13 protein-coding genes are annotated in these 15411 nt (G+C 36.3%); all 13 read left to right on the top strand.

Features of this window, described 5'->3' with window-relative positions; all coding sequences use genetic code 11:
* Window position 1: 1 nt before the first annotated feature.
* The 13 genes from HUW50_RS03565 (at window position 2) to HUW50_RS03505 (ending at window position 15402) form a co-directional block, all read left to right on the top strand.
* Window positions 2-1114, top strand: a complete 1113-nt coding sequence (locus HUW50_RS03565; protein WP_066339964.1) for a glycoside hydrolase family 88/105 protein — start codon at window positions 2-4, stop codon at window positions 1112-1114.
* 20 nt (window positions 1115-1134) lie between these two features.
* A complete protein-coding gene (locus HUW50_RS03560) occupies window positions 1135-2493 on the top strand; it encodes a glycoside hydrolase family 28 protein (protein ID WP_066339961.1) in 1359 nt (452 codons plus the stop codon).
* 46 nt (window positions 2494-2539) lie between these two features.
* Window positions 2540-3448 carry a dienelactone hydrolase family protein gene (locus HUW50_RS03555; RefSeq protein WP_185653700.1) on the top strand — a complete coding sequence of 303 codons (909 nt, stop codon included), beginning with the start codon at window positions 2540-2542 and terminating at the stop codon, window positions 3446-3448.
* 12 nt (window positions 3449-3460) lie between these two features.
* Window positions 3461-5125: a pectinesterase family protein gene (locus tag HUW50_RS26945; protein ID WP_185653699.1), complete on the top strand. Its 1665-nt coding sequence runs from the start codon at window positions 3461-3463 to the stop codon at window positions 5123-5125.
* Between the two features lie 687 nt (window positions 5126-5812).
* Entirely contained in the window at window positions 5813-7027 is a 1215-nt protein-coding gene (locus HUW50_RS03545) for an ROK family transcriptional regulator (protein ID WP_185653698.1), read from the top strand.
* A 43-nt stretch (window positions 7028-7070) separates the two neighbouring features.
* Window positions 7071-7910 carry a sugar phosphate isomerase/epimerase family protein gene (locus HUW50_RS03540; protein ID WP_066339944.1) on the top strand — a complete coding sequence of 280 codons (840 nt, stop codon included), beginning with the start codon at window positions 7071-7073 and terminating at the stop codon, window positions 7908-7910.
* A gap of 14 nt (window positions 7911-7924) precedes the next feature.
* Window positions 7925-8917 carry a Gfo/Idh/MocA family protein gene (locus HUW50_RS03535; RefSeq protein ID WP_185654033.1) on the top strand — a complete coding sequence of 331 codons (993 nt, stop codon included), beginning with the start codon at window positions 7925-7927 and terminating at the stop codon, window positions 8915-8917.
* 47 nt (window positions 8918-8964) lie between these two features.
* Window positions 8965-9972 carry a Gfo/Idh/MocA family protein gene (locus HUW50_RS03530; protein ID WP_185653697.1) on the top strand — a complete coding sequence of 336 codons (1008 nt, stop codon included), beginning with the start codon at window positions 8965-8967 and terminating at the stop codon, window positions 9970-9972.
* A complete protein-coding gene (locus HUW50_RS03525; protein WP_185653696.1) occupies window positions 9973-10956 on the top strand; it encodes a Gfo/Idh/MocA family protein in 984 nt (327 codons plus the stop codon). It begins immediately after the preceding gene.
* A 111-nt stretch (window positions 10957-11067) separates the two neighbouring features.
* On the top strand, window positions 11068-12012 hold the full coding sequence (locus HUW50_RS03520) for a carbohydrate ABC transporter permease (protein ID WP_185653695.1): 945 nt from the start codon (window positions 11068-11070) through the stop codon (window positions 12010-12012).
* 44 nt (window positions 12013-12056) lie between these two features.
* A complete protein-coding gene (locus tag HUW50_RS03515) occupies window positions 12057-12905 on the top strand; it encodes a carbohydrate ABC transporter permease (RefSeq protein WP_066340390.1) in 849 nt (282 codons plus the stop codon).
* A 107-nt stretch (window positions 12906-13012) separates the two neighbouring features.
* On the top strand, window positions 13013-14383 hold the full coding sequence (locus tag HUW50_RS03510; RefSeq protein ID WP_066340370.1) for an extracellular solute-binding protein: 1371 nt from the start codon (window positions 13013-13015) through the stop codon (window positions 14381-14383).
* A 155-nt stretch (window positions 14384-14538) separates the two neighbouring features.
* Window positions 14539-15402 carry a sugar phosphate isomerase/epimerase family protein gene (locus HUW50_RS03505; RefSeq protein ID WP_185653694.1) on the top strand — a complete coding sequence of 288 codons (864 nt, stop codon included), beginning with the start codon at window positions 14539-14541 and terminating at the stop codon, window positions 15400-15402.
* The last annotated feature ends 9 nt before the right edge of the window (window positions 15403-15411 follow it).

Raw genomic sequence — 15411 nt, 5'->3', positions numbered from 1 at the left:
TATGGAAACAAAAACGCTTAATTGGTCGCAAAGAATGATTGATTCAGTCATGGTTCGAAAACCACTATTATCGGAAGGAATTCAAAATGATAAGTGGTCTTATGATTATGGTGTTGTGTTAAAAGGAACTGAGCTTGTTTGGAGAGCAACAGGTGATCACAGGTATTTTAATTACATGAAGAAAAATATGGATGCTTTCGTCGATGACGATGGGAACATTCGTGAATACGACATTAATCTATTTAATATTGACCATATAAACAATGGGAAAGTCCTGCTTACTTTATATAAAGAAACAGGAGAAATGAAATATAAAAAGGCAATCGATCTTTTAAGAAAGCAATTACGTTCACATCCACGCACATCTGAAGGTGTATTCTGGCATAAAAAAGTATATCCTTCTCAAATCTGGCTTGATGGATTATTTATGGGTGCACCTTTCTATGCTGAATATGTGAAAGAGTTTGGAAAAGAAGAAGAATTTGATGACATTACCAAACAATTTATATTATGTGCAAAAAACACAAAAGATCACGAAACTGGGCTTCTTTATCATGCTTTTGATGAGAAGAAAGTACAACCATGGTGTAATCCAGAAACAGGACATTCCAAGAATTTCTGGGGAAGATCGATGGGATGGTTTGTTATGGGATTAGTGGATACTCTTGGATTCCTTCCAGAATCGCATAAAGACCGCGATACATTAGTAACTTTACTTGTAGAAGTTTTACAAGCATTAAAAGATGTTCAAGATGAGGAAACTGGGGTTTGGAATCAGGTCTTAGACAAAGGTGACAGAAAAGGGAATTACCTTGAAGCCTCTGCCTCTTGTATGATTTTATACGCAATTGCCAAAGGAGTAAAACAAGGTTTCTTAAGCAAAGAGTGGGGCAAAGAGGCAGAGAGAGTATACAAGGGAATCATCACTGAATTTGTAAGCGTTACAAATGAAGGATTAGTAAACCTGAATAAAACATGTCAAGTTGCCGGGCTAGGCGGTCCCGATAAGAGGGATGGCACGTTTGAATATTATATTAGTGAGCCGATCATCACAAATGATTTAAAAGGGATTGGAGCCTTTATTCTAGCAACAGCTGAAATGGAAAACGACTAAAATTAGAAAGGGTGATTCATATGGTATCTACAATCACTTCTAGTATGTATGATATTAAGCAATTCGGAGCAATCGGTAATGGAGAAACAGTAAATACAAAAGCTATTGCCCAGGCAATTGAAGCATGTGTCCAAGCGGGTGGAGGTACAGTTTATGTTCCAGCAGGTCGCTTCCTTACTGGTGCAATTATATTAAAAAGTAATGTGAATTTATATTTAGAAGCAGGGGCAACTCTATTATTCAGTAACAATATTAGTGAATACCCTGTCGTTCATTCTCGCTGGGAAGGTGTTACAAGAGACGTATATGCTTCCTGTATTTATGCAGAAAATAGTGAAAATATCTCCGTAACAGGCTATGGTACATTAGATGGAAATGGTCAATTTTGGTGGGATCTTTTCCGAAAGCAGGAAAACAAATATCCAAGACCTAAGCTAGTAAGCTTTGACACTTGTAAACATGTAGGAATAGCTGGAGTAAAAATGGTTAATTCACCAAGCTGGACGGTAAACCCAATCTGTTGTGAGGATGTAAGCATTCATAATATCTCAATTTTAAATCCAAGTCATTCTCCAAATACAGATGGGATTGACCCAGAATCATGTCGAAATGTTCGTATTTCAGATTGTCATATAGATGTTGGTGATGATTGTATCGCAATTAAAGCAGGAACAGAGGACACGTCAAAACGTATTCCTTGTGAAAATATTACAATTACAAATTGTACAATGATCCATGGACACGGCGGTGTCGTTTTAGGCAGTGAAATGAGCGGAGATATTCGCAATGTAACGGTAAGTAACTGTGTGTTTGAAGGGACAGATCGTGGGATCCGCTTAAAATCGCGACGTGGACGAGGTGGAGTAGTCGAAGATATTCGCGTAAGCAATATCGTTATGAAGGGAGTTATTTGTCCATTTATTGCTAACTTATATTACTTTTGTGGTCCACGCGGAAAAGATAAATATGTATGGGATAAAGCTCCTTATCCAATAACAGAGGAAACACCTATCTTCAGAAGAATTCATTTTGCCAATATTACTGCAAGGGAAGTAAGTGCAGCAGCTGGATTCTTATATGGTCTAGCAGAGATGTATGTGGAGGATGTTACGTTTGATAATGTGACAGTAGCTATGGCTGATGATGCAGAACCAGGTATGCCAGCAATGATGTCTGAGCTAGAACCAATGAAACAACGAGGTTTCTATTGCGGCAACGTTACAGGCGTTAGTTTTAACCGAGTCACGGTAAGTAACCATGAAGGTCCTGCATTTTACATAGAGAATGGAAAGGATATTGAGATAAGTGATTGTAAATCAAAAAATCCTAGATCAGAGGATGCAATGGTTGTATTAAATAATGTAACAATATCAGAGTGACTTACAAATCACTGATCAAAATGTGCTTTGAAATGGAGAATACAAGATGATATCAAAAGGATCACAACGTAAAAAACTTTTCTCGTTACTGGGTGACTTACCCGAAAAAACCGACACTGTATCTGTAAAAAAAATAAGAGACTTAGATAAAGGAACATTTTTACTTGAAGTATTACTATTGGATCTAAATGGAATTGATTTAGTACCAGCATATTTTGCTCGTCCTAAAAAGAGTAATGAGAAGATGCCAGTTGTGTTGTTTAATCATTCACACGGTGGAAATTATCAATTAGGTAAAACAGAACTTATCCAAAGTAGTGATTATCTTCAAGAACCATCTTTTGCAGAAGAACTAACAGGTATGGGGTATGGTGTCCTATGTATTGATATGTGGGGATTTGGTGAGCGTAGAGGAAAGGCAGAAAGTGAAATTTTCAAAGAAATGCTTTGGAAAGGTCAAGTCATGTGGGGAATGATGATCTACGACAACATGCGTGCAGTTGATTACTTAATGACAAGAGACGATGTTGATTCTTCCAGAATAGCAACATTAGGAATGTCAATGGGAGGATTAATGGCATGGTGGCTATCTGCACTAGATGTGCGTATAAAGGTATGCGTTGATATTGCTGCTCAAGTTGATGCAGAAACATTGGTGGAAAATCGAGGGCTTGATCACCATGGGTTTTACTCATATGTTCCAAGTCTATTAAAATATTTTCGTACATCAGAAATTCAAGAGTTAATTGCCCCACGACCACATTTAAGTGTTGTTGGGAATGATGATAGACTTACACCATTTGCAGGATTAACCATTATTGATGAAGCGTTGAGTCAAAAGTATAAACAAGAAGGAAAGTCAGAGAATTGGAAAATGGTCCGTTATCAATGTGGTCATATCGAAACGGCAGGAATGCGAGCAGAAATTTGTTCGTTTCTTCAAAAAAATGTTTAGGGTGATGTAGAAATGATCGTTGCGCAAGATGGAAGTGGACAGTTCACAACTATTCAAGAGGCAATTAACACAATACCTGATAATAATAACGAAAGAGTAATCATCCAGATAAAAGAAGGCATTTATAAAGAAAAATTAGAAATCAATAAACCTCTCATTTCTTTAGTAGGAACAGATAAAGCAAAAGTCAAAATTACATTTGGTGATTATGCGAAAAAACCGTTTTCAAATGGGGGAAAAATGGGTACTTTTTCTTCTTATAGCATTCTATTAACAGGAGATCAGTTTCTTGCAAAAAACATCACCTTTGAAAATCACGCGGGCTGTGGAACAGTAGTAGGTCAAGCCGTTGCTGTCTATGTCGATGGGGATAAGGTGGAATTTGATCATTGTTCGTTCTTAGGTAGCCAGGATACATTATTTACAGGCCCACTTCCACCAAAGCCAATTGAAGGTAATCGTTTTGGTGGACCTAGAGATGGTCTAGAAAGAAGAGTGGGGAGAAGTTATTTTAGGAACTGCTACATAGAAGGTGATGTTGATTTTATCTTCGGTTCTGCAACTGCTGTTTTCGATCACTGTGAGATTTTCAGCTTAGATAAATCCAGTGACATTAATGGCTATATTACTGCAGCCTCTACTCCAATTGATGAAAAATTCGGCTATGTCTTTATTGATTGCCGGTTAACTAGCAATGCTGCAGCTAATACTGTCTATTTAGGAAGACCGTGGAGAGATTATGCAAAAACAGCATTCATAAATTGCTGGATGGGTGAGCACATCAAAGAAGAAGGCTGGCATAATTGGGAGAAACAGCATGCTGAGAATACAACCTGCTATGCAGAATATAACAGCCGGGGTCCAGGTGGAAGCATGGAAAAAAGAGTAAAATGGGCAAAGGTGCTAACTGAGGAAGAAGTAAAACAATATGCAATTGAAAATGTTTTAGGAAAAGAAAAGGATTGGCCTTCTTTAGTAGAAGAAGAAAAACAATTTCGTATTTATTTAGCTGGAGATTCAACAGTGGAAGACGTTTCACCAGAGCAAGGAATAAAGCAAGGCTGGGGTCAGCAAATACATCAATTTTTTACAGATGAAGTCTTTATCATAAATGAAGCAATGGGTGGACGCAGTACAAAAAGCTTTATAGATGAAGGACGATTACAAAAAATACTAGACAAAATCAATGAAGACGAATTCTTATTCATTCAATTTGGTCATAATGATCAAAAAGTAGAAGATAAAACAAGAGGAACAGAACCTTACACTAGCTATCAAGAATATTTGGCACACTATATTAATGGAGCTCGTGAAAAAGGTGCTATCCCAATTTTAATAACTCCAGTAAATCGGAGAAGCTTTGATGAACAAGGAAATCTAATCGATACCCTTGGTGATTATCCAGATGCGATGAGACAGGTAGCTGCTGACTTAAAGGTACCATTAATAGATTTATGGAAAAAGTCAAAGGACTTTTATGAAGGATTAGGGATAGAAGAAACGAAGGCACTATTTGCTTGGTATGAACTAGAAAACCAGGATACACCTCCTGATGATACTCATTTTAGTCAGTATGGAGCGAAGAAAATTGCTGAGTTGGTTGTTGAGGGAATCAAGGAATTAGGGATAGATTTTGCTAATTGTATCATTAATAAAAAAGAGGTTAGTAGGCTATAGAATTATATTTTAAATAAGATAAGGATGGATGAGTGCAGCCGAAGGGTCTGCACTTTTTAAGTGCGATAAAACCCTAGCAAAGGATTCTTGAGAAGTATAGAAGATAGAATAAAGTAGGTTTTTTGTCGGAATTTCACGATGGAAAACGTTGGTTTTGATATTGAAATTATGTAAGTATCTGTTAATATAAATTTATAGACTTAATAAAGTCATTGGAAAAAGTAAGTAACATCACCTCATGATCTCTCGCTCAATTATTCTTTCTCTATTTCCCTGAAATTATATATGTCTCTCAAATCCTTACCAAAAAGCGAAGTTTAAATCCAGTCAAGAAGATCTTATAGCAGAAATAAATTTATAAAAGTAAATTGTAACCGCTGTCATAAGGTAGCGAATTAGAAAACCTCTCATTACAGTATAGCTTTCATTTTTAATAGGTCTAATAATAATTAATATTGAATCTCTTATCTTTTACTTCCTTGATTTATCATCTAACCAACAACGAATCCTACAATCCAAACTATGATTTTTAATTAAAACATTATAAAAAGAGTTTTCCTTGTTTGAAAATGCATTTAGAAACGAGTTATTATCGTGAATAGAATTCCCCTTAATAAGAGTAGCTAAATACTTAATAAAACCATTGGAAAAACTAAGAATATTACACTAAGGGGTGCAACTAAGTTAATGAAAAGAACTGGGGACTTAAAGTTAATCCAAGAATTAAACCGCTCAATCATATTAGATACGATTAGGCTGCAAGGACCAATTTCAAGATCCGATATTGCGAAGTTAAATAAATTGAGCCCAACAACAGTAACATCAGCTGTATCTGAATTAATTCAAGAAGGCTTGGTTTATGAAGATGGAATTGGTCATTCTAGTGGGGGAAGAAAACCAATCCTTGTCAGATTTTCACCCGATTCTAAATTTTTAATAGCTATTTCTATCCGTAATTCCTTCATCACAATTGCCGAAATGAACCTAGAGGCAAAAGTGAAACGAAAGGAAATTCACTCAACAAATGGTTATTCAGGTGATGATGTAATTAATTATTTACTAGATTTGATTGAAACGTTCCTTAATAGCTCAATAAATAAGGATCTTTGCATTGGTATTTCTGTGATTACCCAGGGAATCGTAAATTCTTCTAAGGGTGTTATCCGATATAACGCAGAACTTAAGCTGAAAAATGTTCCATTAAAAGATTTATTAGAGCAAAGGTTTAATAAGAAGTCGTATCTTGATAATGATACAAACGCTTATCTTCTCGCAGAAAAAAACTTTGGTTTATATAACTTGAATCAAAACATGATATATATCACCCAAGGTGATGGAGTTGGCGCAGGTTTATTAGTAAATGGATCGATTTATAGGGGACATAGCGGAGGTGCAGGGGAATTTGGCCATACAAGTATTGACCGTGGAGGATTCCGCTGTGAATGTGGAAATATTGGCTGCCTTGAAACCTATGTTAGTTGGCCAGCAATCTTTTCAAGGATTCTTTCTTCACTTTCTAGCGGTAAGTCTTCAGGGATGCTAGAGAAAGTAAATGGAAAAATGACTGAGATTACACCTGCTATCTTCAGTGAAGCACTTCAAGAACATGATGAGTTAGCCATAAAACTAGCTGAAGAGACAGTATCTTATTTATCTGCAAGTATTGTTAACTTGGTGCATTTATTTAATCCAGAAGTAATCATTATAGGAGGTGAGGTCGTAGCAAATAACCCAATTTATTTAGCGAAATTAAGAACATCTGTATTAGAAAATGTAATGGAGGCTTTGTCAGAGGATTTGGAGATTCATGCTCCTTCATTAGGAGATGAACTAGAAATGATAGGAGCCGCCTCTGTATTATTGCAGGATAAATTTCACTTTTCTCTTAATCAAGTATATTAGGTTAACAGACTTAGCTCTTTTAAAAAATGAGAGGATGGTTACGATGTTAAAAGGAATAAATCAATGGTGCTACCCTGAAGGGACATCTTTGGAGGAAGTGTTTGAGTATAGTAAAGAAGCAGGTTTCGATGCAATCGAATTGAATCTATATGATTCTGGCGGAATTGGTTTAACGATGGACACAACACCTGGTGAAGCAGATGCAATTGTAAAGCTTGCCCTGTCTTATGGGTTACAACTAAGAAGCTTATCTACGGGATTATTATGGCAAAGCCCATTATCTTCCGCTAACGAGAATGTAAGAGAACAGGGCAGAAAAATCATCCTGAAGCAAATTGAATTGGCAAGTGTAATGGGGATCGATACGGTACTGGTTGTTCCTGGTTCTGTCACACAAGATGTATCCTATGATGATTGTTATAAAAGAAGCCAAGACGAACTAAAAAAAGTTCTCGATGAAGCAGAAAAACGTCAAGTGACAATTGGAATCGAAAATGTCTGGAATAAATTTTTATTGTCACCCCTCGAAATGGCGCGATATATAGATGAACTAAATTCAGAATATGCAAAAGTTTATTTTGATGTTGGAAATGTCCTACAGTTTGGTTTTCCAGAACAATGGATTCGAATCCTTGGGAAACGAATAAGCAAAGTTCATGTGAAAGATTTTAGCACAAAGGTAGGGAATATTACTGGTTTTGTTCCCCTATTAGCTGGTGATGTTAATTGGTCTGCAGTAGTGGAAGCGTTGGAAGAGATCGGTTATGACGATGTCATTACTGCTGAGCTCAGTCCATATGCAATCGGACCAAAACAACTACCAATTGATACAGCTCGGCATATGGAAGTCATACTAGCAAGTCAATCTAAAGTGAAAAACTAAAGGGAGATGAAATGATGAGTAAAGTAAAAGTAGGGTTCGTAGGTGTAGGAGGTATTGCTGGAGTTCATTTGGAAAATGTTTCAAAAAACAGTCATGCCGAAATTGTTGCTGTATGTGACATAGCTGAGGAAAGCGCAAAGAAAAAGGGATTGCAATACAATGCTTCTGCTTATACAGATATGGATGAAATGCTAGAAAAGGAAACATTAGATGCTGTATTTGTCTGTGTTCCACCATTTGCACACGGAGATATCGAAGAAAAAATCGTTAAGCGAGGAATTCATCTCCTAGTTGAAAAACCCTTAGGCCTCGATATAGAAACTGTACAAAAGAAAGCAAAAATTATTAAAGACTCTGGTGTTATTTGTGGAGTAGGATACTGCTTGCGCTATTTAGATACAGTTGCTAAGGCGAAAGAGTATTTAAAGGATAAGTCAATCGCGATGGTTAGAGGACATTATATAACATCATTTGTTCCAACTCCTTGGTACCGCGAGATGAATAAGTCAGGCGGACAACTTGTTGAACAATCAACACATACATTAGATTTAATGCGCTATTTAGCTGGAGAAATTGACAATGTATATGCGAATATGAGCTTGCAAGTTCTATCGGACATACCAAATATGGATATTCCTGATGTCACTTCCGTAAATGTTACATTTGAATCTGGTGCAGTGGGCCATCTTGATTCTTCAATGATACAGTTTGACCATCGATCAGGTGTTGAGATTTTAGGTAGGGATTTTCGCATTCTTATTGATGGAGCAGACTTATTAATTGTTGAAAAGGATTCTACGATTACCTATAAATCAAAAGTGGATTTTTATCAAGAACAGGATCGTGTGTTTATTGAGGCAGTAATGAAAGGAGATCCTGGTCTTCTCTTATCTAATTATGAAGATGGGGCAAAAACCCTTGCTGTCACGTTGGCTTCAAACAAATCGAGTGAAATGGGATTGCCTATTAAGCTGTCCTCATTAACTGAAGATAAAATCACTTTGTAAAATAATCATAGAGTGCTAGCTGAATGAAGAGAGAGGTGTAAAGAAAAATGAAAATCGGTGTAGTTGGTACAGGTACAATGGGAAAACTCCATCTAGACGCATGGTCTAATATGAAAGCGGTTACTATTTCCGGTATCTTGGGGCGAGATAAGAGTTTAGTTGATCAATTAGCAGAAAAGTATAGAAGTAACACATATACGGAATATGAAGAACTACTGAATACAGATATTGATGTCATCGATATTTGTTTACCAACCTATTTGCATAAGGAGTTTGTAACAAAGGCTGCTCAACATGGCAAGCATATTATTTGTGAGAAGCCTTTGGCATTAAATCTAGATGAATGTAGAGCAATTCTTGAAATCTGTCATACGTATGGTGTTCAACTATTTGTAGGCCACACACTTCGTTTTTTACCAGAATATAAACATGCACATGATCAGGTGAAGAGTGGTGTAATTGGTGAACCTGGTGTTGTTCGATTATCAAGAGGTGGTCCATATCCACTAGGAAGAGATTCTTGGTATCAGGATGAAGTGAAAAGTGGAGGGGTTATTTTAGACCTTGGGATCCACGAATTTGATTGGGTACGCTGGACATTTGGTGAAGTAGAAAGGGTAATGGCTAAACAGGTAAAAAGGAAGGGCGAAAATGGGAATTTAATTAAGTATGCGTTAGTAACATTACGGATGCTAAGCGGAACAATTGTCCATATTGAATTGTCTTGGGCAAAGGAAACATTTGAGTCTGCTTTTGAAATTGCAGGAAATAAAGGGATGCTTACACATAGTGATCGGGAAAGTTATCCTATAAAACTGAAAATAAAGAACGAAGAAGAACAGAATAGCGGTGAAGTAGCTTTACCAAAAAGTATAGGAACGAATTCACCGCTACAATTACAACTGGAACACTTTACGAAATGTCTAGAAAATGATGAAAAACCGATCATTTCTGCTGAAGATGCGATGAAAGCAGTAGAGATTGCGGTAGCAGCGATTGAATCAGTTAACAGTGGGCAGCCCGTTTCTTTGCTAACAAAGAAGGAGGTGTTTTAAATGAAGATCGGAATGATTAGCTTTGCCCATATGCATGCATTTAGCTATGCAAAGCATCTACTAGCTGACCCTGAAGTTGAAATAACTGCCATATGGGATGAGGATGAAGAACGAGGATTAAAAATGGCGAAAACATTCAACTGTCAATATGTAGAGAATTTGGATAGATTACTAGAATTAGATCTTCAGGCAGTTGTTGTGTGTTCAGAAAATAAAAAGCATAAAGAACATGTGATTGCTGCAGCCCGTGCAGGAAAACATATTCTATGTGAAAAACCGATCGCAACAGAAGTAGAAGATGCGAAGGAAATGATTAATGTTTGCGAAGAGTTTGGTGTTATTTTACAGGTTGCATATCCAGTAAGATTTGCGCCAGCGATTCAAAGAGTACGAGAGTTAATCTGCTCTGGGGCAATTGGGGAAGTTGTTGCCATTAATGGTACGAATCATGGACAAATGCCTGGTGGCTGGTTCATCGAAAAAGAATTATCAGGCGGTGGTGCCGCAACAGATCATATTGTTCATGTCATGGATCTCATTCGTTGGATACTTAATGATGAAGTAAAAAATGTTTATGCAGAGCTTGATACGAGATTCTATTCGATTGATGTAGAGGATTGTGGAATTGTCACATTAGAACTTGAATCAGGTGTCATTGTATCAATAGATCCAAGCTGGTCACGGCCTAAAACATTTCCAACTTGGGGTGACGTCCTCTTAGAGTTTGTAGGTACGAAAGGTACTTTATCAGTAGATGCATTTAAACAGCATTCGACCTACTACAATGATTCAGAAGGAAAAGTCCAGCACTTATCATGGGCAGATGACATGGATAAGGGGCTCATAGATGACTTTCTTCAATGTATAAGGATAAAAGGGAGCCCATCTATTACTGGAGAGGACGGATTAAGAACATTAGAAGTTGTGAAGGCAGCCTATGAATCTGACGAACTAAAAAAAGTGATTTCATTAAATAGAATATAAATTGCTCCTTTTAATTTGAATTACAATACTTAGCTGTGGTTAAGGCTAAACTACAGCTAAGTATTATACACATCATAAATATGTTTTTTATTTTTTTAAAGGAGTGAGGTTATGTCGACTGAACTAAATACTTCGGTAGGGACTCCTACGCATACAGTTGTTAGGCGAAAGAAACTTTTTACTCGCCGTGATCTAACAGGATATTTATTTTCAGCTCCCTTACTAATAGGAATTGTTGTATTTTCAATTTATCCAATGATTGGTGCTTTAATCCTAAGTTTTAAAAAATCCTCACAATCCTTTATTGGAGAATGGGCAGGGTTAAGCAATTATCAATATGTTTTAACAGACTCCTTGTTTTGGCAATCCATCTATAACACTTTTTATATGGGGATTTTATCTGTAATCTTAGGTGTTTCCTTATCATTTATTTTAGCAAGTTTAATCCACAATATCAGTTGGTTAAAGTGGAGGAATTTCTTTAAAGGAGTTTACTTTTTACCGAATGTCGTTTCTTTGGTAGCTACAAGCATTCTTTTCTCTTTTCTATTTAATCCAGGAAGTGAAGGATTATTAAACTATGTTTTTGGTATAGTCGGAATTGAGCCAATTGGTTGGTTTACCGATCCAAAATACGCAAGGTTCAGTATCGTTATTATGACACTTTGGGGAATGCTCGGTTATAACACTATTATATTTATCGCTGCTTTAACAAGTGTCCCAAAGGATTTATATGAAGCTGCTGAAGTCGATGGCGCTAACTGGTTGAAAAAATGGTTTTATATAACCGTTCCTTATTTAAAGCCAATTATTATTTTTATGGTGATAATCGGGACAATCAATGCCATGAAACGCTTTACAGATGTTTGGTTAATAGGAGGAACCGCAGGAAACCCTGCAGGCTCATTAATGACAGCTGTTCTATATATCTATCGAAATGGATTTCTATCATCACAGATGGGAATAGCCACTGCCGCTTCCTATATATTATTTTTCTTTATTCTTGTTCTAACGATTGTTTTACAGTTTACGAATAGAAAAAGTAATTTTGATTAAGGGGGGATATGATGAAGGCGATGTCTACGAAAGGTAATGTGCCTATGAATAAACGGTCTTTAAATCGTTCAAAAGTGATATCAGATTGGATATTAACTTCTGTTTTACTTATAGGTTCGTTGGTTATGGTTATTCCTTTCATTTGGATGGTTTTCACAAGCTTTGATTGGGCAGCTAGGCTTAAAATCCCATTTCCACCAAGATTTTGGCCGGAAGAGTTTTCTATTAGAACGTATCAAATGGCTTTTACAAATATACCGATGCTTAAATATATGATAAACTCTTTAATCGTCTCAGTAGGAGTAATACTGTTCAGTCTTACGTCAGCTTTATTATCAGGTTACGCGATTTCAAAGTTGAAATTTAAAGGAGCTAATATTGTCCTTTTATTAGCACTAAGTACAATGATGATCCCCTTTGAAATGACAATGATTCCACAATATCTCATGTTTGCCGAATTTAAGCTTTTAGACACGTATTGGGCTTTCTTTTTACCAGCTTTGAATTATGCATTTGGAACTTTTTTAGCAAAATCATTTATTGATCAACTACCAGGAAGTTTACGAGAAGCGGCAATCATTGATGGGGCAAGCGAATTCACCGTATTTATAAAGATATATTTACCTCTATGTATACCAATACTAGCCACAATGATTATCTTACAGTTTTTAGCTGTTTGGAATGATTTGCTTTGGCCGTTATTAGCCTTGAAAACACCTGATAAATACACAATTCAATTGGGATTAGCGATGTTTTCTTACAACAAAGATTTACCTTTACCTTCAGTAATAATGGCTGCAACTACAGTAAGTCTTATCCCAGTTATTGTTCTATACCTATTCCTGCAACGTTTTATAGTTGAAAGCATAGCTTTGTCGGGAATAAAACAATAATCTGCTATTAATTTAAGGAGGTGAAGATTGAATTGCAATTGACATGATCATCTTAGAATAAACAAGACTATTATTTTATCAATCCATTCTTGGGGGAATGTACGATGATCAAAAAAATTTATCTTGTTTTTATAGCCTTAATTATGTTAATCACAGCTGCTTGTTCTTCTACAGCTAGTAATGAGGATGAAATAAGTGATGTGGAAGTTGTTTCCGAAGTTGAAGGTACAGTTCGTGTTTCTCTCGCAGGTTGGCAGTTAGAGAGTGGAATTGATCCTATTACCGGTGTTGAAAATATGGGATTAAATGAATTTATTAAAAAAGAATTTGAACCGAGATATCCAAATATTAAATTAGAAGTATATCAAGTTCCGTGGGAAAATGCACAAGCAAAACAAACGGCAATGTTAAAATCAGGCGATGTTGATGTTCTTTATACTGGTGGGGCATTTGCTTCCCAATGGCAACAACAAGGATTATTGAGAGGTTTAGATGATTTGATGGAAAATGATTCTACCTTTGACCCTAGCATCTATTTAGAAGGTGTATGGGAAAATTCCTATAGTACAAAATCCTATGATAAGAGTGTTCATTTTGGGATTCCAGCAATCTTAGGAAGACGAATTATTATGTATGATAAACAGCTTTTCGATGAATGGGGAGTTGACTACTTATCAGAAAATCCATCACCTGAAGAAGTCTTAGAAAAGGCAAAGGCGATGACTGGAAAAAATCCAAAAACTGGTGAACAAAACTACGGTATTTGGTGGGATGGAAAAGCATTAAATGCCTCATCCTTTGTAGCTTTAAGCCATGCTTTTGGAGCTTCAGGAGGAGAAGGTACCCTAAATGATTTAAAAAATATTAAATGGAAGCTAAATTCACCAGAAATGGGCAAAATATTTGGATGGTTAGAAGAGGCAGTGAAATATGCTCCACCGGGTATTTTAAATACACAAGGAAATGAAAACTTTGGATTAGAGAAAAACAATATTGCCATTCATCTTGATGCTTCAGGTGCAAGTACGATGGGAGAAGTTAAGGCATCTGGAAATAAGGAATTGCTTGAACGATATGAATCAACACTAAATCTTGGCCCAAATGGCGAGGGCTGGGTTGCGGTAGATCCTTTTGTGATGGCAAAAGATACTAAAAATGAAGAAGCATCATGGGAGGTTTTGAAATTTCTAACTGGACCTATCACTCAAGAATGGAACTATGTTAATTTTAAAAATACTCCCACCCTTGTGGATGCTAGTTTTGTAGAAGAAGAGGATAAATATATGAAAACGGCAATGGAAATCGCTCAAATTTCGAAATCAACGTTACTTGATGAAGCAAATCCGTTTTTCGGAAGTGAAATAGTTCCTGCTATTAATGGTTTTATTAGTAAGGCACATAATGGAGATGCTCCTGATATTCAATCATATTTGGATGATTTACAATCACGTGCTGAAAAGTGGTCCGCAAATCAATAAGTTAAGATTCTGTTTCCAACAGAGGAGTGAATGAATCTCCTCTGTTGATTAAGTTACTTCTTCATTGTTAATAATCCAATGCTCCTTCCTAATTGTTGAAAAATAGTTTAGGAAAAGCAGTGAGAAAACCCAAAAACTTATTTGGAGGAAAAAATATGAAACTAGGACTAAGTTCATACAGTTTGTATTCAGCTCTAAAGTCTGGTGAAATAGATATTTTTGAAGCAATTGAATGGGTAGCAGAACAAGGTGGGGAACATATCGAAATTGTCCCAATGGGTTTCTCATTAGACGATAATCCAGATTTAACAGATGCTATTCGTCAAAAGGCAGAAAATGTTGGAATAGAGATTTCTAATTATGCAATAGGTGCAGACTTCATCACGTCTGATGAAGAGCAATTTGAACAAGAAGTAGAAAGAGTTTTTAAACAAGTAGATATCGCCAATCGTTTAGGGGTAAAGCTTATGCGTCATGATGTGGCTTGGAGACCAATCGGAGAAACTTCTATTCAACAATTTGAAAAAGATTTACCTATACTTACAGATGCCTGTAAAAGAATAGCAGATTATGCAGCAACATATGGAATAACAACAAGTGTTGAAAACCATGGGTATTTTATTCAAGCAAGTGACCGTGTTCAAGCCCTGCTTCATCATGTAAATAAGGCGAATTTTAAAACAACATTAGATACCGGTAATTTTCTATGTGTTGATGAAAATCCGATTAAGGCAGTTAAGAAAAATATTTCTGATGCTTCAATGGTTCATATAAAAGATTTCTATTACCGACCTACTAAGTATAATCCAGGGGAAGGTTGGTTTCAAACAGCTACAGGAAATTACTTAAGAGGCTCAATTGTTGGCCATGGGGATATTGATATGTATGAAGTAATTAAAGTGATTAAGCAATCAAATTATGATGGCTATATCTCAATTGAATTTGAAGGTATGGAAAATTGTAAGCAGGCTTCAAAAATCAGCTTAGACAATGTTCGTCGTATTTGGGAACAAGTTTAATAGAAGGGG

Source organism: Metabacillus sp. KUDC1714 (assembly GCF_014217835.1).
GTDB lineage: Bacteria > Bacillota > Bacilli > Bacillales > Bacillaceae > Metabacillus > Metabacillus rhizosphaerae.
This window is presented reverse-complemented; position numbering and strand designations above follow the sequence as displayed.

Coding starts and splice junctions, on each gene's coding strand:
- HUW50_RS03565 (WP_066339964.1), top strand. CDS start 2: ATGGAAACAAAAACGCTTAATTGGTCGCAAAGAATGATTGATTCAGTC.
- HUW50_RS03560 (WP_066339961.1), top strand. CDS start 1,135: ATGGTATCTACAATCACTTCTAGTATGTATGATATTAAGCAATTCGGA.
- HUW50_RS03555 (WP_185653700.1), top strand. CDS start 2,540: ATGATATCAAAAGGATCACAACGTAAAAAACTTTTCTCGTTACTGGGT.
- HUW50_RS26945 (WP_185653699.1), top strand. CDS start 3,461: ATGATCGTTGCGCAAGATGGAAGTGGACAGTTCACAACTATTCAAGAG.
- HUW50_RS03545 (WP_185653698.1), top strand. CDS start 5,813: ATGAAAAGAACTGGGGACTTAAAGTTAATCCAAGAATTAAACCGCTCA.
- HUW50_RS03540 (WP_066339944.1), top strand. CDS start 7,071: ATGTTAAAAGGAATAAATCAATGGTGCTACCCTGAAGGGACATCTTTG.
- HUW50_RS03535 (WP_185654033.1), top strand. CDS start 7,925: ATGAGTAAAGTAAAAGTAGGGTTCGTAGGTGTAGGAGGTATTGCTGGA.
- HUW50_RS03530 (WP_185653697.1), top strand. CDS start 8,965: ATGAAAATCGGTGTAGTTGGTACAGGTACAATGGGAAAACTCCATCTA.
- HUW50_RS03525 (WP_185653696.1), top strand. CDS start 9,973: ATGAAGATCGGAATGATTAGCTTTGCCCATATGCATGCATTTAGCTAT.
- HUW50_RS03520 (WP_185653695.1), top strand. CDS start 11,068: ATGTCGACTGAACTAAATACTTCGGTAGGGACTCCTACGCATACAGTT.
- HUW50_RS03515 (WP_066340390.1), top strand. CDS start 12,057: ATGAATAAACGGTCTTTAAATCGTTCAAAAGTGATATCAGATTGGATA.
- HUW50_RS03505 (WP_185653694.1), top strand. CDS start 14,539: ATGAAACTAGGACTAAGTTCATACAGTTTGTATTCAGCTCTAAAGTCT.